We start from the raw sequence: 19,938 nt of genomic DNA on the forward strand, positions 1-19,938 counted from the left end.
GCCAGCATGCTGGCCGCAGAGTTCGGTGCTCATGCCGTGCTGTTGTCGGATATTCCGGCTGAACTGGTCAACAGCGACATCGTGATCAGTTCGACAGCCAGCCAGTTGCCGATTCTTGGCAAGGGCGCGGTGGAGAGTGCGCTGAAGCTGCGCAAGCACAAGCCTATCTTCATGGTCGACATCGCTGTACCCCGCGATATCGAGCCTGAAGTGGGCGAACTGGATGACGTTTATCTCTACAGCGTCGATGATCTGCACGAAGTGGTGGCAGAGAATCTCAAGAGTCGCCAGGGCGCTGCGCTGGCTGCCGAGCAATTGGTCAGCCTGGGTGCCGACGATTTCATGTCGCGTCTGCGCGAGCTGGCAGCAGTCGATGTGTTGCGCGCGTATCGTCAGCAAAGCGAACGTCTGCGTGACGAAGAATTGAGCAAGGCACAACGCATGCTGGCCAACGGCAGCAATGCCGAAGATGTACTGGTCCAGCTGGCGCGTGGCCTGACCAACAAATTGCTGCATGCGCCTAGCGTGCAGCTCAAGAAGCTGTCTGCCGAAGGCCGCGTCGATGCGCTGGCCATGGCCCAGGAACTATTTGCCCTCGGTGAGGGCTCGACGGATAAAACCCCGCAATGAAAGCTTCACTGCTCAATAAGCTGGATGTTCTCAGCGACCGTTTCGAGGAACTGACCGCGCTGCTCGGCGACGCCGAAGTCATCAGCGATCAGACACGCTTTCGCGCCTATTCCCGTGAATACGCCGAAGTGGAGCCGGTCGTTGCGCTCTATAAACAGCTGATCAAGGTGCAAGGCGATCTTGAGGGTGCGCAGGCGTTGCTGAAGGACAGCGACCCCGACATGCGTGACATGGCCGTCGAGGAAGTCCGCGAAACCAAGCAGCAGCTGGTCGAGCTTGAGGCGCAACTGCAACGCATGCTGTTGCCCAAGGACCCGAACGACGGCCGCAACGTGTTTCTGGAAATTCGCGCCGGCACCGGTGGTGACGAGGCGGCGATTTTCTCCGGCGATCTGTTCCGCATGTATTCGCGCTATGCCGAACGACGAGGCTGGCGGGTGGAGATTCTGTCCGAAAACGAGGGCGAGCATGGCGGCTACAAGGAAGTCATCGCCCGGGTCGAAGGCGACAGTGTCTATGGCAAACTGAAGTTCGAATCAGGTGCGCACCGTGTACAGCGTGTGCCCGAGACCGAGTCCCAGGGCCGCATTCATACGTCGGCCTGTACCGTGGCGGTGCTGCCCGAGCCCGATGAGCAGCAGGCGATCGAGATCAACCCGGCCGACTTGCGCGTCGACACTTATCGCTCGTCGGGCGCCGGTGGTCAGCACGTCAACAAAACCGACTCGGCCATCCGCATTACCCACTTGCCATCGGGTATTGTCGTCGAGTGTCAGGAAGAGCGTTCGCAGCACAAGAACAGAGCCCGTGCCATGTCCTGGCTGTCTGCCAAGCTGAATGATCAGCAGACCAGCGCGGCAGCCAACGCCATTGCCAGCGAGCGCAAACTGCTCGTGGGGTCCGGTGACCGTTCCGAGCGCATACGTACTTACAATTTCCCTCAGGGGCGAGTGACTGACCACCGCGTGAATCTGACCCTGTACTCGCTGGATGAAGTGCTGGCAGGCGGAGTCGACGCAGTGATAGAGCCCCTACTCGCTGAATATCAGGCTGATCAACTTGCGGCACTGGGTGATTAAATGACCATCATCGCAAGTTTGTTGAGAAGCGCCGAGCTTCCCGAATCGCCGACTGCACGGCTCGATATCGAACTGTTACTGGCGGCAGCGCTGGGTAAACCGCGCAGTTTTTTGCACACGTGGCCCGAGCGCATTGTCAGCACCGAAGCCGCTTTGGCCTTTGCCGGTTATCTGGAGCGGCGACGCGCTGGCGAGCCGGTGGCCTACATTCTCGGTCAGCAAGGTTTCTGGAAGCTTGATCTGGAAGTCGCACCGCATACCCTGATCCCGCGTCCCGAAACCGAAATGCTGGTCGAGGCGGCACTTGAGCTGGTGCCTGCCTTTGCGTCTGCGCAGGTTCTTGATCTGGGCACCGGCACCGGCGCGATAGCACTTGCTCTGGCCAATGAGCGTCAGCAATGGAAAGTCACTGCGGTCGATCGGGTGCCCGAGGCCGTCGCGCTGGCCGAACGCAACCGCAAGCGGCTGCATCTGGACAACGCCGAGGTGCTCGACAGCAACTGGTTCAGCGCGCTGCAAGGGCGGCAGTTCGATCTGATCATCAGCAACCCTCCGTATATTGCCGATGCCGATCCGCATCTGGCTGCCGGAGATGTGCGTTTCGAGCCAAGCAGTGCATTGGTGGCCGGTTCCGACGGGCTGGATGACTTGCGTGAGATCATCCGGCAGGCGCCGACGCATCTCAATGCGGAAGGCTGGCTGCTGCTGGAGCACGGCTACGATCAAGGCCCTGCGGTGCGTGAGCTGCTGATTCGCCAGGGCTTCGAGCGCATCCAGACCCGCCGCGATCTGGGCGAGCACGAGCGCATCACCTTCGGATGCAAGCCGTGCTGAGTGATCAGGAGCTGCTGCGTTACAGTCGGCAGATTCTTTTGCAGCATGTCGATATCGACGGCCAATTGCGCCTCAAACACGGTAGTGCGCTGATTGTTGGCATCGGTGGCCTTGGCTCGCCGGTTGCCCTTTATCTGGCCGCTGCAGGGGTCGGCACGCTGCATCTGGCGGACTACGACCATGTCGACATGACCAACCTGCAGCGTCAGATCATTCATGACACGCAGAACATCGGGCTGGCCAAGGTTGACTCGGCGATGACGCGGCTCAAGGCTATCAACCCCGAAATTACCCTGGTTGCCCATCGCGATGCTCTGGACGCCGACTCACTGAGCGCAGCAGTGGATGCTGTGGATGTGGTGCTCGACTGCTCGGATAACTTCGCCACACGCGAGGCCGTCAATGCTGCCTGCGTTGCAGCGGGCAAGCCACTGGTCAGCGGTGCTGCCATTCGGCTTGAAGGACAGTTGTCGGTGTTCGACCCGCGCCGCGCCGAAAGTCCCTGTTACCACTGCTTGTATGGCCACGGCAGCGAAGCGGAACTGACCTGCAGCGAAGCCGGCGTCATCGGCCCGCTGGTGGGGCTGGTTGGCAGCCTTCAGGCGCTTGAAGCCCTGAAGCTGTTGGCCGGGTTTGGCGAGCCGATGGTCGGGCGCCTTTTGCTGATCGATGCCCTGAGCACCCGTTTCCGTGAGCTGAAGGTCAAGCGTGATCCGGGCTGCGGTGTGTGCGGTCTGGCGAGCGGGCAGGGCGCGCATGCCTGACGTTCATATGAGCCATGGTTGCAACGCGCCGGTCGGCATTTTCGATTCCGGTGTTGGCGGTTTGTCAGTGCTCAATGAAATCCGTCAGTCATTGCCCAATGAGTCGCTGCTGTATGTGGCGGACTGCGGGCATATTCCCTACGGCGAGAAAACTCCTGAGTTCATCATCGAGCGTTGCCTGACCATCGCCGGGTTCTTCCGTGAGCAAGGTGCCAAGGCATTGGTTGTGGCCTGCAATACTGCGACGGCTGCAGGCGTGGCGCATTTGCGGCAGCGCTATCCGGATTGGCCGATCGTGGGGATGGAACCTGCCGTCAAACCGGCTGCCGAGGCCACTCGCAGCGGCGTGGTGGGTGTACTGGCAACCACGGGCACCTTGCAGAGCGCACGGTTCGCGGCGTTGCTGGATCGCTTTGCAAGTGATGTGCGGGTGGTGACCCAGCCGTGTCCTGGCCTGGTCGAATTGATTGAAACCGGTGATCTGATAAGCCCGCAGATTCGGCAGTTGTTGCAGCATTACGTCGAGCCTTTACTGGCGGCGCAGTGCGACACCATCATTCTGGGCTGTACCCATTACCCCTTTCTCAAGCCCTTGTTGCGGGAAATGCTGCCTGAATCGGTCACGCTGATCGACACCGGGGCCGCCGTAGCACGCCAGTTACAGCGGCTGTTGTCTCGCTCCGGTCTGCTGGCCAGCGGTCCTGCGCGTGACACTTTGTATTGGTCTAGTGACATACCGGACAATTTCAGAAAAATCCTACCTTTTCTATCGCAAAGCTCCTGCAATGTGAGAAGCTTCCGTTTGTAAAAAAAATGTGAAAAAAGCGCTTTGGGGCTGAACTTACTTCTTATCGCTGGCTTCTATACGTGCGACTGACGAATTCCAATATTTTCTACAACTTCATACAATTTAGGACGTTTCTCATGAAGAGACTCTTTTGCCTGGCCGTGCTCTCGGCCCTTATGGCAGGCCAGGCTTCACTGGCGCAGGCCGACGGCGTTGAATTTTCGGTTGGGCAGACCGGCGAGTCCACAATGGCTTATCGCCTGGGCGTGCAATTCGACTGGGACAAGACCTGGCTGCAAAGCGACATCGGTCGTCTGACCGGTTACTGGGATGGCGCTTACACGTACTGGGATGGCAAGGACTATAAGGACAACCACAGCCTGTCGTTCTCCCCGGTTCTGGTCTATGAATTCGGCAACGGTAACGTCAAGCCTTACGTAGAAGCCGGTATCGGCGTCTCGGTGTTCTCGAACACTCAGGTTGAAGATCGCAAGTTCGGTTCAGCGTTCAACTTCGAAGACCGTATCGGTTTCGGTTTGCGCTTTGCAGGCGGTCACGAAGTCGGCATTCGCGCCACTCACTATTCCAACGCCGGCATCAAAGAGCCGAACGATGGTATAGAAAGCTACGCCCTGCACTACAAGATGCCGTTCTGATCGGTATATACAACTTTTGTGGGAGCGAGTCTGCTCGCGAAGAGGTCCGTGCAGCCCCGGTAACATGGGGTATTTAAATGTACGCCTTCGTGAGCAAGCTCACTCCCGCAGAAACTCATGTTCAGCCAGCAACACTGATCAAAGATAAGCCGTCGCAATCCCTTTGCGTTCATTCAGGCAGTCTTCCGCCCCGGCTTCGAATTCGCGGCAGATCAATGGTCGTTTCTCGTAGATCGTACACATCATGGTGTTGCGATCCAGTGCTGCACACCAGCCATCGTCCAGCCGTAACATGACCTCGCCACCCCATTCATCGTTATCGATGTAGCGTTCAGGCACGCCCGTGTCAGTGATCAGCATCACTTCCAGTTGGCAGCAACAGGCCGCGCAGGTCGAACAGGTGACTTCCGACTCGACGGGCACCTCTGCGAGCGGAATAAGCGTGGGGTTCAGAGCGTGTCTCCCGGGTGTCTGGCTGAAGGGCTGAGGGTTCGCGCGGCGAGCCATTGGAGCAGGGGGAATACACCTGCCCAGACCAGAGCCAGCACTATCATGCTCGGCCACAACCCGAGGGGAAGGTGGACCTGCGCCAGCTGCGAGCCGGCATAGTACGACATCGGGCCGCCAATAGCGCCCAGCACGACGGCTCGCCATACGGGTTTGGCAGTCCATGCCAGGCAATGATTGAGCGTGGTACCCATGACTGCCCACAACAACGCCAGCCACAGGGGAAGCAGATAGCCGTCGACGCCGAAGTCGAACACCCCGAGCGCCATCAGGGCACTGTCGATCACGATGCCGACCAGCGTGACCGTCAGAATCAGCCGGCCTTCCGCTGCCCAGGAGCTGATCCACAGGAAGTGAATGGCCAGCACGCCGACCGCAATCAGCAGCCAATAGCTGTTACCGCCCAATACACAGGCAAACCAGCCGATCTGGAAGAGCACGGCATTGGCGAGTGATTTAAGCATTGAAACGCCCAAGCAAGGGTTCGCGCAGTGCTTCCGGCTTGGCCAGCAGCAACTGAGCCGTACCGATCGTTCGCTCCAGAAAGCCACCTTCGCAGTAGCACAGGTAAAACTCCCAGAGGCGCAGGAAATAGTCGTCATAACCCAGTTCGGTGAGTCTGCCGTGCGCGCTCTTGAAGTTGTCGTGCCACAGGCGCAGCGTACGGGCGTAGTGCAAGCCGAAGTCTTCCATGTGCAGCAGATTCATGTCTGTGTCGCTGCCAACGATGTCGAGCATCTTCGCTACCGAGGGCAGGGCGCCACCCGGGAAGATATAGCGCTGGATGAAATCGACGTTGCGTTTGGCCTGTGCATAACGCTGCTCGCGAATAGTGATCGCCTGCAGCAGCATCATGCCGTTGCTCTTGAGCAGGTTCGCGCATTGCTTGAAGTAGGTCGGCAGAAAGCGATGGCCCACCGCTTCGATCATTTCTATGGACACCAGCTTGTCGTATTCACCGGTCAGGTCGCGGTAGTCGGTCAGCAGCAGCGTGACGCGATCCTGCAAGCCCAGCTTGATCAATTGTTGCTCGGTATAGGCAAACTGCTCTTTCGACAGTGTGGTGGTGGTCACGCGACAGCCGTAATGTTGCGCGGCGTAAATGGCCATGCTGCCCCAGCCTGTGCCGATCTCCAGCAGGTGATCAGTAGGTTTGAGGGCCAGTTTCTGGCAGATGCGCTCCAGCTTGTTCAGCTGGGCCTGTTCCAGCGTGTCGCTGTCGCTGAGGAACTGCGCCGCTGAATACATCATGGTAGGGTCGAGGAACTGCTCGAACAGCGTATTGCCCAGATCGTAATGGGCCGCAATGTTTTTCTGCGAGCCTTCGCGGGTGTTGCGGTTGAGCCAGTGCAAACCATGAATCAGCGGCCGCGTCAGGCGCGCCATGCCGCCTTCCATTGCGTCCAGCACATCCAGATTGCTGACAAACACCCGGACTACTGCGGTCAGATCCGGCGTGGTCCAGTAGCCGTGGATAAATGCCTCGCCTGCACCGATGGAGCCAGTGCTGGCGATCATGCCCCAAGCGGCGGAGTCAACGACATGCACCTCGGCCTGAATCAGCGCGCCGGTCTTGCCGAACACATGTCGCTCGCCCCTTTCAACGACCACCAACTGACCGTTGCGCAGGCTTGCGAGTTGACGCAGCACTCCGCGACGCAGAATGTTTGCCGTCAGACCATTGGTACCCAGATTGGCAGAAAAACTACTGCTACTGCTTTTCATGGTGTTGATCCTTGGATTGCGCGGCGGCTGCACGGTATTCGCCGTCGGCGGCCTGATGAGAAAAAATGGGAATGCGTTTTACCAGCAGACGCATTGCCTGCCAGTAAATCGCCAGACAGGTTTTTGCGGTCATCCATGGATAAGTGATCAGGTAGCGATGCAACGTCTGGCGGCTGAGGTCCTGACGCGTGAGATTGAGCGTGGCGTCGAACATTTTCAGGTCGCCTTGCCAGTCAGCCATGTGGACACCGATCCTCTCGCCCGGCTGGCGGAAACTCATGCGGTATTCCAGATCGCGCGGCAGAAACGGGGAAACATGAAAGGCTTTGGCCACCGCAAAGTATTGATGGCCGGCCCCGGTCGCAGGCAGGACGTAGCTGTAACGCTCGCCCCACGGCGTATTGGTGACTTCGCACAGAATCGCAGCCAGTGTGCCGTCAGCCTCGTGGCAGTAGAAAAAGCTCACCGGGTTGAACGACAGGCCCCAGCTGCGTGCTTGCGTCAGCAGGCAGACACGACCCGACGGCGTGCGGCCCAGCGCCTTGCCGACGCTCTCGCGGACGGCGTCTATGAGCGACGTGCCGTGCCCAGTCAGCTCCGGTAGATAGTCGCGTTCGCGAAACGAGAACGGCGCGAAACGTTTGCGCCCTGCCAGCGGTGAAAGCCCCAGCACGGTGTCCTGTTCGTCCAGGTCCAGGTAGAGCAGACCTATGCGATAGGTGAACTCATGGGCACGGGGCGAAAACCGTCGATGGCTGATCCAGCCGCTGTAGAGCGCGCTGTTCACAGTGTTTCACCAAAGGCTTCGGCCACCCGCAACCCGCTGACCACGCCGTCTTCGTGAAAGCCGTTGGCCCAATAGGCGCCGCAATACCAGGTGTGGCTGACGCCGTTGATGTCCTGCCAGCGCGCCTGCGCGGCTATGGCCTCAAGGCTGTATTGCGGATGCGCGTACTGATAGCTACCGAGGATTTTCGCCGGATCAATGGCTGATGTCTGGTTAAGGCTGACGCAGAACGTGGTATCGCTTTCGATGCCTTGCAGGATGTTCATGTCATAGGTGACGGCGGCCTGCTGTTGCTTTGCACCGCCAAGACGGTAGTTCCAGCTTGCCCAGGCCAGGCGGCGGTCAGGCAGCAAGCGGGTATCGGTGTGCAGCACCACGTCGTTCTCGGCATAGCGCAACGCGCCGAGGATCGACTGTTCGGCGCTGGACGGATCGCCCAGCAGTGCCAGTGCCTGATCGCTGTGACAGGCGAACACCACTTTGTCGAAACGCTCACTGCCTGCAGCACTGTGTATGGTCACGCCTTCACTGTCGCGCTCTACGCGGGTGACCGGGCACGACAGACGAATGCGATCCCGGAATGAAGCGGTCAATGGTCCTACATAGCTTCGCGAGCCGCCCTCGATCACGCACCATTGCGGACGATGCGTCACCGACAAAAGGCCGTGGTTCTTGAAGAAGCGCACGAAGAATTGCAGGGGAAAGCCGAGCATGTCGGCCAGCGACATGGACCAGATCGCGGCGCCCATGGGCACGATGTAATGATCGATGAAACGTTGGCCGTAGCCGCCGCTTTTCAGGTAGTCGCCGAGTGTGGTGTCTGCGGCGATGCGCTGCTGTTCCAGGTCATCGACCGATTGGCGGTTGAAACGCAGGATATCGCGCAGCATGCCCCAGAACCTGGGCGAAAACAGATTGCTGCGCTGGGCGAACAGACTGTTGAGGTTGTTGCCGTTGTATTCCACACCGGTGCGCGGGTCGTGCACCGAAAAGCTCATTTCAGCGGGTTTGAAACCTACGCCCAACTGACCCAGCAGGCGAATGAAATTCGGGTAGGTCCAGTCGTTGAAGACGATGAAGCCGGTATCGACAGCATAAGGACGCCCTTCGACCACTACATCCACGGTGTGGGTGTGCCCGCCGATCCAGTCGGACGATTCGAAAACCGTCACTTCGTGAGAGCGATTGAGCAGGTAGGCGCTGGTCAACCCTGAGATACCGCTGCCAATGACTGCGATTTTCATGGAGTGTCCTTATGGCCTGTCTCGCTGCGCGCCATGCGTTTGCCGATGGCCAGGCGGGCGCGTACCGGGAGCAGGGCCAGCAGACGCATGGCGAGGATGAACACAGCAGGGAAGGAGACTTCCAGCGGACGACGAGTACGGCTCAGGTTATCGGCAATGTAGCGAGCTGCCTTTTCGACCGGCCAGCGCATAGGCATCGGGAAATCGTTTTTTTGCGTCAGCGGGGTGTCGACAAAACCGGGACTGACGATCGTGACGTCGATGTTTTCGCTGGCCAGATCAATGCGCAGAGCTTCGTAAAGGTAGCGCAGGCCCGCTTTTGATGCGCCATAGGCTTCTGCCCTGGGCAGCGCCAGGAATGTCACCGCGCTGGCAACGCCCACCAGGTGTGGCTGGTTGCCGTTGCGCAACAAAGGCAGGGCTTCTTCAATGCAGTAACTGCTGGCGAGCAGGTTGGTGCGCACCACGCGCTCTACCATCGCTGCCTCGAAGTGGCGGGCGTCTATGTATTCACACGTACCGGCATTGAAGATCGCGGTGTCCAGCGCTCCCCATTCCTGCGCGATACGCTCGGCCATGGCTTTGACTTGCGAGCTGTCGGTAATGTCACCCGTGACCAGCAATACCTGCAGCGGGTGGCTGTCTGCCAGTTTCTGCAGGGGGTCCAGCGTCCTGGCGGTCAAGGCCAGTCGATGCCCGGCGTCGAGCAGCTCTTTGGCCAGCGCCAGACCGATGCCGCTGCTTGCTCCGGTCAACCAGATGCGTCGTGCAACAGGAGTGTTCATCCCAACCTCTTCTTCAGCCAATGGATGACTCGACCCATCACGGGCAGATGTTCATAGAGCAACGCGCCGGCATCGAAGTAATCCCGATGGCGGTAAACCTTGTCGCGCCACTTCAGGTGCGAGCAGCCTTCTACCCGAATCGTCCGGCCACCGGCAAGACGTGGGTGCGAGTAGCTCATGGTCCAGACCAGATAGCCCTCGCCGGGACGTACTTCGTCGAAGGCATGGAAGTCGAAATGCAGATCGTGCACGTTGGCATATAGCTGCGCGAAATAGCGCTGCATGGCCGCAAGGCCATGAATGTCATGCATCGGGTCGCTGAAGGACACATCTTCGCTGTAAAGCTCGGCCACCCGCTCAAGGTTATCCTTGTTCAGTGCGGCAAAGCCTTCGGCAAAGCTATGCAGGAATTCAGCCATTGTCGGGTCCTGCAGCAGGCTGGCGGGCTGGAAGCGCCTTGAAGGCGGCCAGGGCGCGAGCGCGGCTTTTGCTCAAGTCGACGATGGGTTTCGGGTAGTCGGCAGCGCCGAACAAACCGCCGATAGATGAAGGGTCATGCAGCTGCTTTTTGTTCAGGTCGGCCAGCTCTGGCAGCCAGCGCTTGATGAACACGCCTTCGGGGTCGAACCTTTCTGATTGCGATAGCGGATTGAAGATACGGAAATACGGGGCCGAGTCGGTGCCAGTGGAGGAACTCCATTGCCAGCCGCCATTGTTCGACGCCAGGTCGCCGTCAATCAGGTGGCGCATGAAAAAGCGCTCGCCTTCGCGCCAGTCGATCAGCAGGTTTTTAGTGAGAAACATTGCAACGACCATCCTTAGCCGATTGTGCATCCATCCGGTTTCCAGCAACTGGCGCATCGCGGCGTCGATGATCGGCAGGCCGGTGCGCGCTTCTTGCCAGGCCAGCAGTTCATCGGGCGCATCGCGCCATTTGAGAGCCTCGGTTTCTGGCCTGAAGGCGCGATGACGTGAAACCCGCGGAAAGCCCACTAACGTGTGTTTATAGAACTCCCGCCATAGTAGCTCGTTGATCCAGGTCACGGTGCCGACATCGCCAGTTTCGAACTCACCCTGATTGCTGGCCAGAGCGGCATGCAGGCACTGGCGTGGCGAAATCACTCCTGCTGCAAGATAAGCCGACAACTGGCTGGTGCCAGGTTTGGCCGGAAAATCGCGGTCGGTCTTGTAATAACTGATCTGCTCATCTGCGAAGGCAGCCATCCGGCGACTGGCTTCGGCTTCTCCTGCTGGCCACAGATCACGCAACGCTTTTGACGGCGTGGCAAAACCCTTTACCTGCTCCGGGATCGCATCGCTTTTAACCGACAGTGGCTGTTGCGCCGGCGGCGTGCGCACCAGGCGCGGCATGGCCTCGTGCAGACGGGTATAGCAGACTTTCTTGAACTGGGTGAAAACCTGAAAATAGTTACCGGTCTTGGTCAGAATGCTGCCCGGCTTGAACAGCAATTGATCCAGATGGTGGGTGACGTGAATGCCGTCTTTTTCCAGGGTCTGCTGTACCGCTTGATCACGACGGGTTTCGTTGACGCCATATTCCTGATTGAGGTGTACGCCTTCGACCTTGAGCTCTTTGCACAACGTCGACAGCACTTCGGGCACCTTATCCCAGGTGTCGGCTTCGCGGATCAGCAGCGGCACATTCAGTTTGCCAAGCGCTTTTTCAAGTTCCACCAGATTGCGCAGCCAGAAATCCACTTTGCAATCGGCGTCGTCGTGGCTGCGCCACTGCGCCGGGCTGAGCAGGTACACCGCCAGCGTCGGGCCCCGCTGCAGGGCGGCCGTCAGGGCAGTGTTGTCGTGAACGCGCAGGTCGCTGCGCAGCCAGATCAGTTGCATGGGAAGTCCTTAGATAAGTCCGAGCCTGCCTAGCTCGATCTGCGCACTGAGCGCGTCGTGGGCGAGGGTCAGGCCAGTTATCTCGTTTGCATGTACGAGCAATTCGGCGTTATGGATCTGCACCGTTGGTCCGCCGAGCACTACAGGGCAGGTAATATTGGCCAGCAGCCGCGGCAGTTGGGCGACGTTCAGCGCTTTGCTGGAGTAGAGCAATATGCCGCGTGGCTTCAAGTACTCGGCGGCCAGTGCCAGCTCGCCGACCGGCAGCGGCCAGTCGAACACTTCTACCGGGCAATCAGCGCTGCTCACCAGCCAGGCTGCGAGCCACAGGTGCGGTTCGAGCGGCAGGTCGGACTGATTGACCAGCAACAAGGGGCTGCCGCTGAGCTGGCGATTGTTGTGGTAGATCCGTGCGCCAAACTTGCTGCGCAGCCACGAAAAGAAGAACGTACGCTCCAGACGGGCGCCGAATTTGCCTTGCCAGCGCTGTTCCAGTTCGGCCAGCAGGGGCAGCAGCAATTGTTCGCACAACGTTCTTGGCGGGTAGAGAGCCATGGCCTGATTAAACACGTCATCGACGCGCCGTTCGGCCAGTTCACCGATTGCGATCAGCAGCGTCTGACGCAACGCGTCCCAATCGTTGGTGGGGGGCAGGGCATCCTGCGCATTGTCGTCAATCAGGCCTTTGACCTGACTGACCGACACGCCACGGTTGAGCCAGGTGAGGATCTTCATGACGCGCTGGACATGTTCGTCCGAGTACAGCCGGTGGCCCTTGGCTGTGCGGTGCGGGACGATCAGGCCATAACGGCGTTCCCATGCACGCAGGGTGACCGCGTTGACGCCTGTCTGCCGGGCAACTTCCCGAATAGGCAGCCAGTCGCCCGGCAGCTCGGCGTCTTTTTCTGCTTCATTACTCATGAGTGTCAAATCGCATTTCGCAAGCTGAGGTTTTCCGGGTGGGGCTGCATGTAAACCTGCAGTGCCACATAAGGATCAGGGTGTTGGCGAAAATGATGCTTGAGCAGGGTCAGCGGTACGATTAGCGGCACGATGCCCTGATGGTACTGACTGATCACTTGCTGGATTTCCTGTTTATCTTCACTGGTGATGGTCTGCTTGAGATAACCGCAAAGGTGCTGCAACACATTGGTGTGGGTGCTGCGGGTGGCGCACTTCTTCAAGGCTGCCATCAGTTCGCTGAAATACAGAGGGGCTATTTCGTTAGGGTCACTGCGGCCCATGCTGCCCAGCATCTTGCCCAGCGCCTTGTACTGCACCGGGTCGTTGGCCATCAACTGATATTTGTAGCGTGAGTGGAATTCGGTCAGCGCGCGTCGGGTAACGCCATCTTTCAACAGTTGCTGCCAGGCCGCGTAGGCAAATACCCGCGTCACGAAGTTTTCCCGCAGTACGGCGTCGTTGAGACGCCCGTCTTCCTCGACCGGAAGGTTGGGGTGGCGCTCGCAAAAGGCTTGCGCATAGATACCGCGCCCGCCGCCGTCGACCGGCGCGCCGTTCTCACGGTACACCTTGACCCGCTCCAGACCGCAGGACGGGGATTTCTGCATGAAAATGTAACCACAGATATCGCCCAGCTCCTCGGCCATCTGTACGCCGTACTCCGCAAGGGCCTCTGTAACATCCAGCTCGCGATTGACCGAGCCCAGCGCTTTAGGGTTTTCTGCGTCGCCAACCAGCCTGATCGGCTCTCGCGGAATACCCATGCCGATCGCCACTTCAGGGCAGGCCTGGACGAAATCGAAATATTTGCTCAGTGCCTGCGTACACAGGTGAGACTCCTTGTGTCCGCCATTGAAACGAACCTCGGCGCCCATCAGGCAGGCACTGATGCCGAGTTTGGGTTTTTCGATTGCAGGCATGGGCATCAATCACCTCTACAGAAGACTTGTACAGATTAACTGTGCTGTACAACTTCTCCTCATCATAGGGGGATAGGTGTACAAGTCAAATTCTTTGTAGAGGGTTTTAAAGGCTGCTGCCGACTGCCTTTGATTCTCGTTCCGCACGTATTGGCACGAAAATCATTTCCAGCCCATCTGCCAGATGTCCGACTGCTGCAGCACCTGCCACGGCAGCCGCTCGCTGCGCTGGGTCAGTACGGCTTGCAGTTCGATCTCCAGCACGGTGCCTTCTTCATCCTTGAACAGTTCAGTCACCAGAAAGTGCTTTTCACGATTGAGCGGGGTGGCTGCGGTCCATTTCGACAGCAGCAGTTTGCGCGGGTTTATCTGGTTCATTGCATGTGTTCCAACAAACGGCGTGCGGCTTCCTGGCCACTGAGCCAGGCACCTTCCACGCGTCCGGACAAACACCAGTCGCCGCAGACATAAATGCCCAGGTCGGCATCCGACAAGGCGCCCCATTCATGTGAGCCGGCAGGTCGGGCGTACAGCCAGCGGTGCGCCAGACTGAACACCGGGGCGGGGATCACGCAGTCGATCAATTCGGCAAAGGCGCCATGCAGGTGCTCGATGACCTGTTCTCGTGAAGCGTCGAGGTTTTGCCTGCTCCATTGACTGGTGGCGTGCAGGACCCAGGTGTCGAGGGTGTCGTCACGTCCGGGTTTGCTGCGGTTGCGGGCCAGCCAGTCGAGCGGGCTGTCCTGAACGAAGCAACCTTGCATGGGAGTCTGCAACGGCGTCTCGAAAGCGAGCGCGACCGCCCAGGTCGGGTCCATCTTGACGCCTGCGACCACGCTGGCCAGTTTCGGGGCGGCAGCCAGCAATGCACTGGCCTGCGGGGCAGGGGTGGCGATGATGACATGGCTGAACGGGCCGTGATTCTTGCCTTCGGCATCCAGCAGGTTCCAGTGCTCTTCACCGCGAAACACTTCGGCGATGCGGCACGAGAATGACACCGGCAGGTCGCCACGCATGGCGCGGGTGATTGCGCTCATTCCGGGCTTGCCGACCCAACGCACTTGTTCATCCGGAGAAGGGCTGAGCCTGCCACCGTGGAAGTTATAGAGCAGCGGTGTCCATTCGGCAACATGCCCTTGGGCCTGCCACTGCTTGACTGCTGTGGCGAAGCGTCGGTCACGCGCGGTGAAATATTGTGCACCCATGTCCAGCGACCCCGCATCGCTGCGCTTGCTGGACATCCGACCACCGCTGCCGCGGCTTTTATCGAATAGGTGTACTTGATGCCCGGCAGATGTAAGCGCCTGGGCTGCTGAAAGTCCGGCGATACCGGTACCGATGATTGCGATAGGGACAGTCATAGGGGCCTCGTTACCTTGTCTGTACAGACTACGCCGTAGTGAAAACCTGTACAATCTTCTTGTTTGGTATAAGTTGCAGTGGTTTTTGAGTCTGCACAGTGAGTCACATTGCAACCTGCAAGGTCGAACCGTCAGCCACCGGGCAAACGGTCAAAACAGCGACCTGTTCAGGTGTGGCCTATGGTTCAGCAAACAGTTTCCTTTTCCTGACAAGCGAAGCTGTTGAAGATAAGACTGTTCAATTGTCATGCACGCCACGCGAGGTTATCTGCCATGCATATATTGCTGACCGGTGGTACTGGTCTGATAGGACGGGCACTCTGTCGTTTCTGGTCCGCTCAAGGCCATGAGCTGACCGTGTGGAGCCGAAAGCCTGCTGATGTGCCCGAGCTGTGCGGTCCGTCCGTGCGTGGCATTGCCGGTCTCGATGAGCTGGGTACACAGTCGGTGGATGCCATTATCAATCTGGCTGGCGCACCGATTGCCGATCGCCCCTGGACCCGCAAGCGCCGTCTGCTGCTGTGGGAAAGCCGTATCGGCCTGACCGAACAGTTGTTGACCTGGCTGGGCACCCGCTCGCAAAAGCCTGCGCTGATGATCTCCGGCTCTGCCGTGGGTTGGTACGGCAACTGCGGCGAGCGGGAAATCGACGAAACGTCACCACCTGCCAAAGAAGATTTCGCCAGCCAGCTGTGCAACGCCTGGGAAGAAACCGCGCTGCGTGCCGAGTCATTGGGCGTGCGTGTGGTGCTGATACGTACCGGGCTGGTGCTGTCGGACCGGGCCGGTTTCCTGCAACGCCTGTTGCCGCCCTTCAGGTTCGGCATGGGCGGGCCTATCGGCAACGGCAGGCAGTGGATGCCGTGGGTTCACATCGATGATCAAATTGCGGCGATTGATTTTCTGTTGAATCTGAATGAAGCAAAGGGTCCTTATAATGTCTGTGCGCCGTCACCGGTGCGCAACCAGCAGTTTGCCAAGACACTGGCAGGCATTCTGCACAGGCCAGCGTTCATGCCCATGCCTGCACTGGCCTTGAAAGTGTTGCTGGGTGAGCTCTCGGTGTTGCTTCTCGGCGGCCAGCGCGCCAGGCCGGAGCGTTTGCAGGAAGCCGGTTTCACGTTTAGATACACCGAACTCGACACTGCCCTGCAGGAATTGCTGGGCCGCCACTGAAAGCCTTTGAAATAGGATGTTGCATGACTGATCACGCTTTGTTGCTGGTCAACCTGGGTTCGCCTGCCTCTACTCAAGTGGCCGACGTGCGCAGTTACCTAAACCAGTTCCTGATGGACCCGTATGTGATCGATCTGCCATGGCCGGTGCGCCGGCTGCTGGTGTCGCTGATTCTGATCAAACGCCCCGAACAGTCCGCTCACGCCTACGCCTCCATCTGGTGGGATGAAGGTTCGCCACTGGTGGTGCTGAGCAAGCGGCTGCAAGCGGCCGTGAAGAAAGAGTGGTCGCATGGCCCGGTCGAGCTGGCGATGCGTTACGGCGAGCCCTCTATCGAAACCGTGCTGACACGCTTGTCGGAGCAGGGCTTCAAGAAGGTGACGCTGGCCCCGCTTTATCCGCAGTTCGCTGATAGCACGGTGACCACAGTCATCGAAGAGGCCAAGCGCGTGGTGCGGGCCAAATCGCTGAAAATGCAGTTCTCGGTGCTGCAGCCGTTCTACGACCAGCCCGAGTACCTGAGTGCGCTGGTAGAAAGCGTGCGCCCGCACCTGGAGCAGTCTTACGACCACCTGCTGCTGAGCTTTCATGGTTTGCCCGAGAGGCACCTGCACAAGCTTGATCCGACCGGCAAGCACTGCCTGAAAGACGATTGCTGCATGACCGCGCCAGCCGAAGTGCTTGCCACCTGCTACCGCGCTCAGTGCATTCAATCGGCGGCAGCATTCGCAAAGCGCATGGGCATTCCGGATGGCAAGTGGTCGGTGTCGTTCCAGTCGCGTCTTGGGCGCGCCAAGTGGATCGAACCCTACACCGAAGCACATCTCGATGAGCTGGCGGCGCAAGGCGTGAAGAAGCTGCTGGTCATGTGCCCGGCGTTCGTGGCGGACTGCATCGAGACGCTGGAAGAGATTGGCGATCGCGGGGCAGAGCAGTTCAAGGAAGCGGGAGGCGAGGAGCTGATACTGGTGCCGTGCCTGAACGACGATCCGAACTGGGCAAAAGAACTGAGCAGGCTATGCGAGCGTGCGCCGTTGATGTTGTGACGTGCTGAACATCAAAGGTGGACGCAGAGCGCCCAGAACTGCATGCCCACGCGGAGCATGGGCACGATAGTGTTCTGCAAGCGCCAGGCGTTACGGCAACTGATCATCCAGTTGCTTGTTCTTCCAGCTGTCATTCCCGGGCAATATCAGGTTCAGGACGATCGCGGTCACGGCGCACAGGGCGATGCCTTTCAGGCCGAAATCGTTCGGGCCGTTGCCAGTGCCGATCAGCACGCCGCCGATACCGAACACCAGGGTTACTGAAACGATCACCAGGTTGCGTGCTTCGGCCAGGTCGATCTTGTGGCGGATCAGCGTGTTCATCCCCACTGCGGCAATCGAGCCGAACAGCAGGCACAGAATCCCGCCCATCACTGGTACCGGAATGCTTTGCAGCAGTGCGCCGAACTTGCCGATAAACGCCAGGGTAATCGCGAAAAACGATGCCCAGACCATAATCTGCGGGTTGTAGTTTTTAGTCAGCATCACCGCGCCGGTCACTTCAGCGTACGTGGTGTTGGGTGGTCCGCCAAACAGACCGGCAACAGTTGTCGCCACGCCGTCACCAAACAGGGTGCGATGCAGGCCCGGTTTCTTCAGGTAATCGCGACCGGTCACGCTGCCGACTGCTATAACGCCACCGATGTGTTCGATGGCCGGGGCCAGCGCGACCGGGACGATGAACAGAATCGCCTGCCAGTTGAATTCCGGCGCCGTAAAGTGCGGCAGTGCGAGCCAGGCTGCGTCAGCAATCTTTTTGGTATCGACCACGCCGAAATAGAACGACAGCGCAAACCCCACCAGCACGCCGGAAATGATCGGCACCAGACGGAAGATACCCTTGCCGAATACTGCCACGATCAAGGTCGTCAGCAGCGCAGGCATCGAAATCAGCATGGCGGTCTGATAAGGAATCAGCACTACGCCATCGCCGGTCTTGCCCATCGCCATGTTGGCTGCGATCGGCGCCATGGCGAGGCCGATCGAGATGATCACCGGCCCGATCACTACCGGCGGCAGCATGCGGTCGATGAAACCGGTGCCTTTGATTTTCACCGCCAGACCAAGAAAGGTGTAGACGAAGCCTGCCGCCATGACACCGCCCATGGTCGCGGCCAGACCGAATTGGCCTTTGGCGAGAATGATCGGCGTGATGAACGCAAAGCTCGATGCCAGAAAGACCGGCACCTGGCGCCCGGTGACGATCTGGAACAACAGCGTGCCGAGACCTGCAGTAAACAACGCGACGTTGGGGTCTAGCCCGGTGATCAGCGGCATCAGCACCAGCGCGCCAAATGCCACGAACAGCATTTGCGCGCCTGACAGAATGGTGCGCCACAGTGGATCGTTGAACTCCTGCTGCGTCATCGGGTTACGCGTCCTTCTGTTTTGTGCCGAAAATCTTGTCACCGGCATCGCCCAGACCGGGAATGATGTAGCCGTGTTCGTTGAGGCGCTCGTCGATGGACGCGGTGTAGATCATCACATCCGGGTGAGCCTTCTCGACCGCAGCAATGCCTTCCGGCGCAGCCACCAGCACCATCGCACGGATTTCCTTGCAGCCGGCTTTTTTGAGCAGGTCGATGGTCGCGACCATTGAGCTGCCGGTCGCCAGCATCGGGTCGATGATCATGGCCAGACGCTCGTCGATTTCCGGTACCAGCTTTTCCAGGTACGTATGGGCCTGCAGGGTCTCTTCGTTGCGGGCGACGCCTACAGCGCTGACCTTGGCGCCCGGAATCAGGCTGAGCACGCCGTCGAGCATGCCGATGCCGGCCCGCAGGATGGGCACAACAGTGATTTTCTTGCCAGCGATCTTCTCGACCGACACGGTACCCGCCCAGCCCTGAATATCGTAGTTTTCAAGGGTAAGATCGGCTGTCGCTTCGTAAGTAAGCAGAGCGCCGACTTCCTGAGCCAGCTCACGGAAATTCTTGGTGCTGATATCGGCGCGGCGCATCAGACCGAGCTTGTGGCGGATCAGCGGGTGACGGATTTCACGAATGGGCATGGGGGAAAGCTCCAGCGGGGCAAAAAATCGGCCTAGATTAATCTATTCAGCTGTTACTGTCTTAACGCACGTGCAGTATTGTCCTAAGGCTTCGACGTTCGCTACTTTTAGAAGACACTCGCAACGTTAGTCCAGAATCGCTTGCTCTGGCTTGAACGGATGCGTACCTTTGCCCGCTTTTCTTGAACCGCCATAACTGGAGAGCGTCATGTCCGCTGATCTCGAGCATATCCGTCAAATCATGCGCGAGGCTGACTGCCTGTACACAGAGGCCGAAGTCGACGCTGCCATTGCCCGTGTCGGTGCGCAGATCAACGCCGAACTGGCAGACCGCAACCCGGTCGTGTTCTGCGTCATGAACGGCGGCCTGATCTTTTCCGGCAAGCTGCTGACCCATCTGAATTTCCCGCTGGAAGCGTCCTACCTGCACGCAACGCGCTATCGCAACGAAACCACGGGTGGCGATCTGTTCTGGAAAGCCAAGCCCGAAGTCTCGTTCATTGACCGTGATGTGCTGATCATCGACGACATCCTCGATGAAGGCCACACGCTGGGCGCCATCATCGACTTCTGCAAACACGCCGGTGCCCGCGCTGTACACACCGCGGTGCTGATCGACAAGGACCACGACCGCAAGGCCCGCCCGGACCTGAAAGCTGATTACGTTGGGTTGCCATGCATCGACCGTTACATCTTCGGCTTCGGCATGGACTACAAGGGTTACTGGCGTAATGCTGCCGGCATCTATGCCGTCAAGGGGATGTAAGGCATTCTGACGACCGCTTCTGCGAGAAGGGGCGGTC

The 19,938-nt window shown here is 59.0% G+C and carries 23 protein-coding genes; 9 read left to right on the forward strand and 14 right to left on the reverse strand.

Features of this window, described 5'->3' with window-relative positions:
* From ALO43_RS13805 to ALO43_RS13830, 6 genes are all read left to right on the forward strand, one after another.
* A partial coding sequence (locus ALO43_RS13805; protein ID WP_459550561.1) for a glutamyl-tRNA reductase occupies nucleotides 1–630 on the forward strand: 630 nt, incomplete at its 5' end.
* A complete protein-coding gene (gene prfA / locus ALO43_RS13810; protein ID WP_053480649.1) occupies nucleotides 627–1,709 on the forward strand; it encodes a peptide chain release factor 1 in 1,083 nt (360 codons plus the stop codon). The genes ALO43_RS13805 and prfA, both read left to right, overlap by 4 nt.
* The gene (gene prmC / locus ALO43_RS13815; protein WP_054997680.1) at nucleotides 1,710–2,543 is read left to right on the forward strand and encodes a peptide chain release factor N(5)-glutamine methyltransferase; all 834 of its coding nucleotides are present in this window, start codon (nucleotides 1,710–1,712) and stop codon (nucleotides 2,541–2,543) included.
* Nucleotides 2,537–3,307 (forward strand): molybdopterin-synthase adenylyltransferase MoeB, encoded by a 771-nt coding sequence (locus ALO43_RS13820; protein WP_162235586.1) that lies wholly within the window; start codon nucleotides 2,537–2,539, stop codon nucleotides 3,305–3,307. Before prmC ends, ALO43_RS13820 begins: the two co-directional genes overlap by 7 nt.
* A complete protein-coding gene (murI, locus tag ALO43_RS13825) occupies nucleotides 3,300–4,115 on the forward strand; it encodes a glutamate racemase (protein WP_054997682.1) in 816 nt (271 codons plus the stop codon). Before ALO43_RS13820 ends, murI begins: the two co-directional genes overlap by 8 nt.
* A gap of 116 nt (nucleotides 4,116–4,231) precedes the next feature.
* Nucleotides 4,232–4,750, forward strand: coding sequence for an acyloxyacyl hydrolase (locus ALO43_RS13830; protein ID WP_005891163.1), 519 nt, complete (start codon nucleotides 4,232–4,234; stop codon nucleotides 4,748–4,750).
* A 138-nt stretch (nucleotides 4,751–4,888) separates the two neighbouring features.
* Here the strand turns inward: ALO43_RS13830 and ALO43_RS13835 are convergent, their stop codons facing one another.
* From ALO43_RS13835 to ALO43_RS13890, 12 genes are all read right to left on the reverse strand, one after another.
* Nucleotides 4,889–5,203, reverse strand: coding sequence for a YkgJ family cysteine cluster protein (locus tag ALO43_RS13835; RefSeq protein ID WP_032618548.1), 315 nt, complete (start codon nucleotides 5,201–5,203; stop codon nucleotides 4,889–4,891).
* Nucleotides 5,200–5,721 carry a DUF2878 domain-containing protein gene (locus tag ALO43_RS13840; protein WP_053480651.1) on the reverse strand — a complete coding sequence of 174 codons (522 nt, stop codon included), beginning with the start codon at nucleotides 5,719–5,721 and terminating at the stop codon, nucleotides 5,200–5,202. The genes ALO43_RS13835 and ALO43_RS13840 overlap by 4 nt, the downstream gene beginning before the upstream one ends.
* Nucleotides 5,714–6,982: an SAM-dependent methyltransferase gene (locus tag ALO43_RS13845; RefSeq protein ID WP_053480652.1), complete on the reverse strand. Its 1,269-nt coding sequence runs from the start codon at nucleotides 6,980–6,982 to the stop codon at nucleotides 5,714–5,716. The genes ALO43_RS13840 and ALO43_RS13845 overlap by 8 nt, the downstream gene beginning before the upstream one ends.
* Nucleotides 6,969–7,769: a DUF1365 domain-containing protein gene (locus tag ALO43_RS13850; RefSeq protein ID WP_024690451.1), complete on the reverse strand. Its 801-nt coding sequence runs from the start codon at nucleotides 7,767–7,769 to the stop codon at nucleotides 6,969–6,971. The genes ALO43_RS13845 and ALO43_RS13850 overlap by 14 nt, the downstream gene beginning before the upstream one ends.
* Nucleotides 7,766–9,013, reverse strand: a complete 1,248-nt coding sequence (locus ALO43_RS13855; RefSeq protein ID WP_005891178.1) for an NAD(P)/FAD-dependent oxidoreductase — start codon at nucleotides 9,011–9,013, stop codon at nucleotides 7,766–7,768. The genes ALO43_RS13850 and ALO43_RS13855 overlap by 4 nt, the downstream gene beginning before the upstream one ends.
* Entirely contained in the window at nucleotides 9,010–9,798 is a 789-nt protein-coding gene (locus ALO43_RS13860; protein WP_053931895.1) for an SDR family NAD(P)-dependent oxidoreductase, read from the reverse strand. Before ALO43_RS13860 ends, ALO43_RS13855 begins: the two co-directional genes overlap by 4 nt.
* The gene (locus ALO43_RS13865) at nucleotides 9,795–10,217 is read right to left on the reverse strand and encodes a nuclear transport factor 2 family protein (RefSeq protein WP_005891187.1); all 423 of its coding nucleotides are present in this window, start codon (nucleotides 10,215–10,217) and stop codon (nucleotides 9,795–9,797) included. The genes ALO43_RS13860 and ALO43_RS13865 overlap by 4 nt, the downstream gene beginning before the upstream one ends.
* The gene (phrB, locus tag ALO43_RS13870) at nucleotides 10,210–11,658 is read right to left on the reverse strand and encodes a deoxyribodipyrimidine photo-lyase (protein WP_054997683.1); all 1,449 of its coding nucleotides are present in this window, start codon (nucleotides 11,656–11,658) and stop codon (nucleotides 10,210–10,212) included. Before phrB ends, ALO43_RS13865 begins: the two co-directional genes overlap by 8 nt.
* Before the next feature lie 9 nt (nucleotides 11,659–11,667).
* A complete protein-coding gene (locus ALO43_RS13875; RefSeq protein WP_024670460.1) occupies nucleotides 11,668–12,579 on the reverse strand; it encodes a MerR family transcriptional regulator in 912 nt (303 codons plus the stop codon).
* Nucleotides 12,580–12,584: 5 nt separating this feature from the next.
* Complete coding sequence (locus ALO43_RS13880) at nucleotides 12,585–13,541, reverse strand: YbgA family protein (protein WP_005891200.1); 957 nt, start codon at nucleotides 13,539–13,541, stop codon at nucleotides 12,585–12,587.
* A 162-nt stretch (nucleotides 13,542–13,703) separates the two neighbouring features.
* Nucleotides 13,704–13,919, reverse strand: a complete 216-nt coding sequence (locus ALO43_RS13885; RefSeq protein ID WP_005891201.1) for a TIGR02450 family Trp-rich protein — start codon at nucleotides 13,917–13,919, stop codon at nucleotides 13,704–13,706.
* Nucleotides 13,916–14,902: an NAD(P)/FAD-dependent oxidoreductase gene (locus ALO43_RS13890; RefSeq protein ID WP_024690448.1), complete on the reverse strand. Its 987-nt coding sequence runs from the start codon at nucleotides 14,900–14,902 to the stop codon at nucleotides 13,916–13,918. The genes ALO43_RS13885 and ALO43_RS13890 overlap by 4 nt, the downstream gene beginning before the upstream one ends.
* Nucleotides 14,903–15,175: 273 nt before the next feature.
* On the opposite strand from ALO43_RS13890, the gene ALO43_RS13895 reads away from it, so the two are divergent.
* Both ALO43_RS13895 and hemH read left to right on the forward strand, forming a co-directional pair.
* A complete protein-coding gene (locus tag ALO43_RS13895) occupies nucleotides 15,176–16,078 on the forward strand; it encodes a TIGR01777 family oxidoreductase (protein ID WP_024670458.1) in 903 nt (300 codons plus the stop codon).
* A gap of 23 nt (nucleotides 16,079–16,101) precedes the next feature.
* Complete coding sequence (hemH, locus tag ALO43_RS13900; protein ID WP_005891208.1) at nucleotides 16,102–17,124, forward strand: ferrochelatase; 1,023 nt, start codon at nucleotides 16,102–16,104, stop codon at nucleotides 17,122–17,124.
* 90 nt (nucleotides 17,125–17,214) lie between these two features.
* Here hemH and ALO43_RS13905 read toward each other — a convergent pair whose 3' ends face one another.
* The gene (locus ALO43_RS13905) at nucleotides 17,215–18,492 is read right to left on the reverse strand and encodes a uracil-xanthine permease family protein (RefSeq protein WP_005891209.1); all 1,278 of its coding nucleotides are present in this window, start codon (nucleotides 18,490–18,492) and stop codon (nucleotides 17,215–17,217) included.
* Nucleotides 18,493–18,496: 4 nt separating this feature from the next.
* Nucleotides 18,497–19,135: a uracil phosphoribosyltransferase gene (gene upp, locus ALO43_RS13910; protein WP_002552170.1), complete on the reverse strand. Its 639-nt coding sequence runs from the start codon at nucleotides 19,133–19,135 to the stop codon at nucleotides 18,497–18,499.
* Between the two features lie 208 nt (nucleotides 19,136–19,343).
* On the opposite strand from upp, the gene ALO43_RS13915 reads away from it, so the two are divergent.
* Entirely contained in the window at nucleotides 19,344–19,901 is a 558-nt protein-coding gene (locus ALO43_RS13915) for a hypoxanthine-guanine phosphoribosyltransferase (RefSeq protein WP_005615224.1), read from the forward strand.
* Nucleotides 19,902–19,938: the final 37 nt, after the last annotated feature.

It is taken from the genome of Pseudomonas tremae, assembly GCF_001401155.1.
In the GTDB taxonomy this organism is placed as follows: Bacteria; Pseudomonadota; Gammaproteobacteria; order Pseudomonadales; family Pseudomonadaceae; genus Aquipseudomonas; species Aquipseudomonas tremae.

Coding starts and splice junctions, on each gene's coding strand:
- prfA (WP_053480649.1), top strand. CDS start 627: ATGAAAGCTTCACTGCTCAATAAGCTGGATGTTCTCAGCGACCGTTTC.
- prmC (WP_054997680.1), top strand. CDS start 1,710: ATGACCATCATCGCAAGTTTGTTGAGAAGCGCCGAGCTTCCCGAATCG.
- murI (WP_054997682.1), top strand. CDS start 3,300: ATGCCTGACGTTCATATGAGCCATGGTTGCAACGCGCCGGTCGGCATT.
- ALO43_RS13830 (WP_005891163.1), top strand. CDS start 4,232: ATGAAGAGACTCTTTTGCCTGGCCGTGCTCTCGGCCCTTATGGCAGGC.
- ALO43_RS13840 (WP_053480651.1), bottom strand. CDS start 5,721: ATGCTTAAATCACTCGCCAATGCCGTGCTCTTCCAGATCGGCTGGTTT.
- ALO43_RS13845 (WP_053480652.1), bottom strand. CDS start 6,982: ATGAAAAGCAGTAGCAGTAGTTTTTCTGCCAATCTGGGTACCAATGGT.
- ALO43_RS13855 (WP_005891178.1), bottom strand. CDS start 9,013: ATGAAAATCGCAGTCATTGGCAGCGGTATCTCAGGGTTGACCAGCGCC.
- ALO43_RS13860 (WP_053931895.1), bottom strand. CDS start 9,798: ATGAACACTCCTGTTGCACGACGCATCTGGTTGACCGGAGCAAGCAGC.
- ALO43_RS13865 (WP_005891187.1), bottom strand. CDS start 10,217: ATGGCTGAATTCCTGCATAGCTTTGCCGAAGGCTTTGCCGCACTGAAC.
- phrB (WP_054997683.1), bottom strand. CDS start 11,658: ATGCAACTGATCTGGCTGCGCAGCGACCTGCGCGTTCACGACAACACT.
- ALO43_RS13875 (WP_024670460.1), bottom strand. CDS start 12,579: ATGAGTAATGAAGCAGAAAAAGACGCCGAGCTGCCGGGCGACTGGCTG.
- ALO43_RS13880 (WP_005891200.1), bottom strand. CDS start 13,541: ATGCCTGCAATCGAAAAACCCAAACTCGGCATCAGTGCCTGCCTGATG.
- ALO43_RS13885 (WP_005891201.1), bottom strand. CDS start 13,919: ATGAACCAGATAAACCCGCGCAAACTGCTGCTGTCGAAATGGACCGCA.
- ALO43_RS13890 (WP_024690448.1), bottom strand. CDS start 14,902: ATGACTGTCCCTATCGCAATCATCGGTACCGGTATCGCCGGACTTTCA.
- ALO43_RS13895 (WP_024670458.1), top strand. CDS start 15,176: ATGCATATATTGCTGACCGGTGGTACTGGTCTGATAGGACGGGCACTC.
- hemH (WP_005891208.1), top strand. CDS start 16,102: ATGACTGATCACGCTTTGTTGCTGGTCAACCTGGGTTCGCCTGCCTCT.
- ALO43_RS13905 (WP_005891209.1), bottom strand. CDS start 18,492: ATGACGCAGCAGGAGTTCAACGATCCACTGTGGCGCACCATTCTGTCA.
- upp (WP_002552170.1), bottom strand. CDS start 19,135: ATGCCCATTCGTGAAATCCGTCACCCGCTGATCCGCCACAAGCTCGGT.
- ALO43_RS13915 (WP_005615224.1), top strand. CDS start 19,344: ATGTCCGCTGATCTCGAGCATATCCGTCAAATCATGCGCGAGGCTGAC.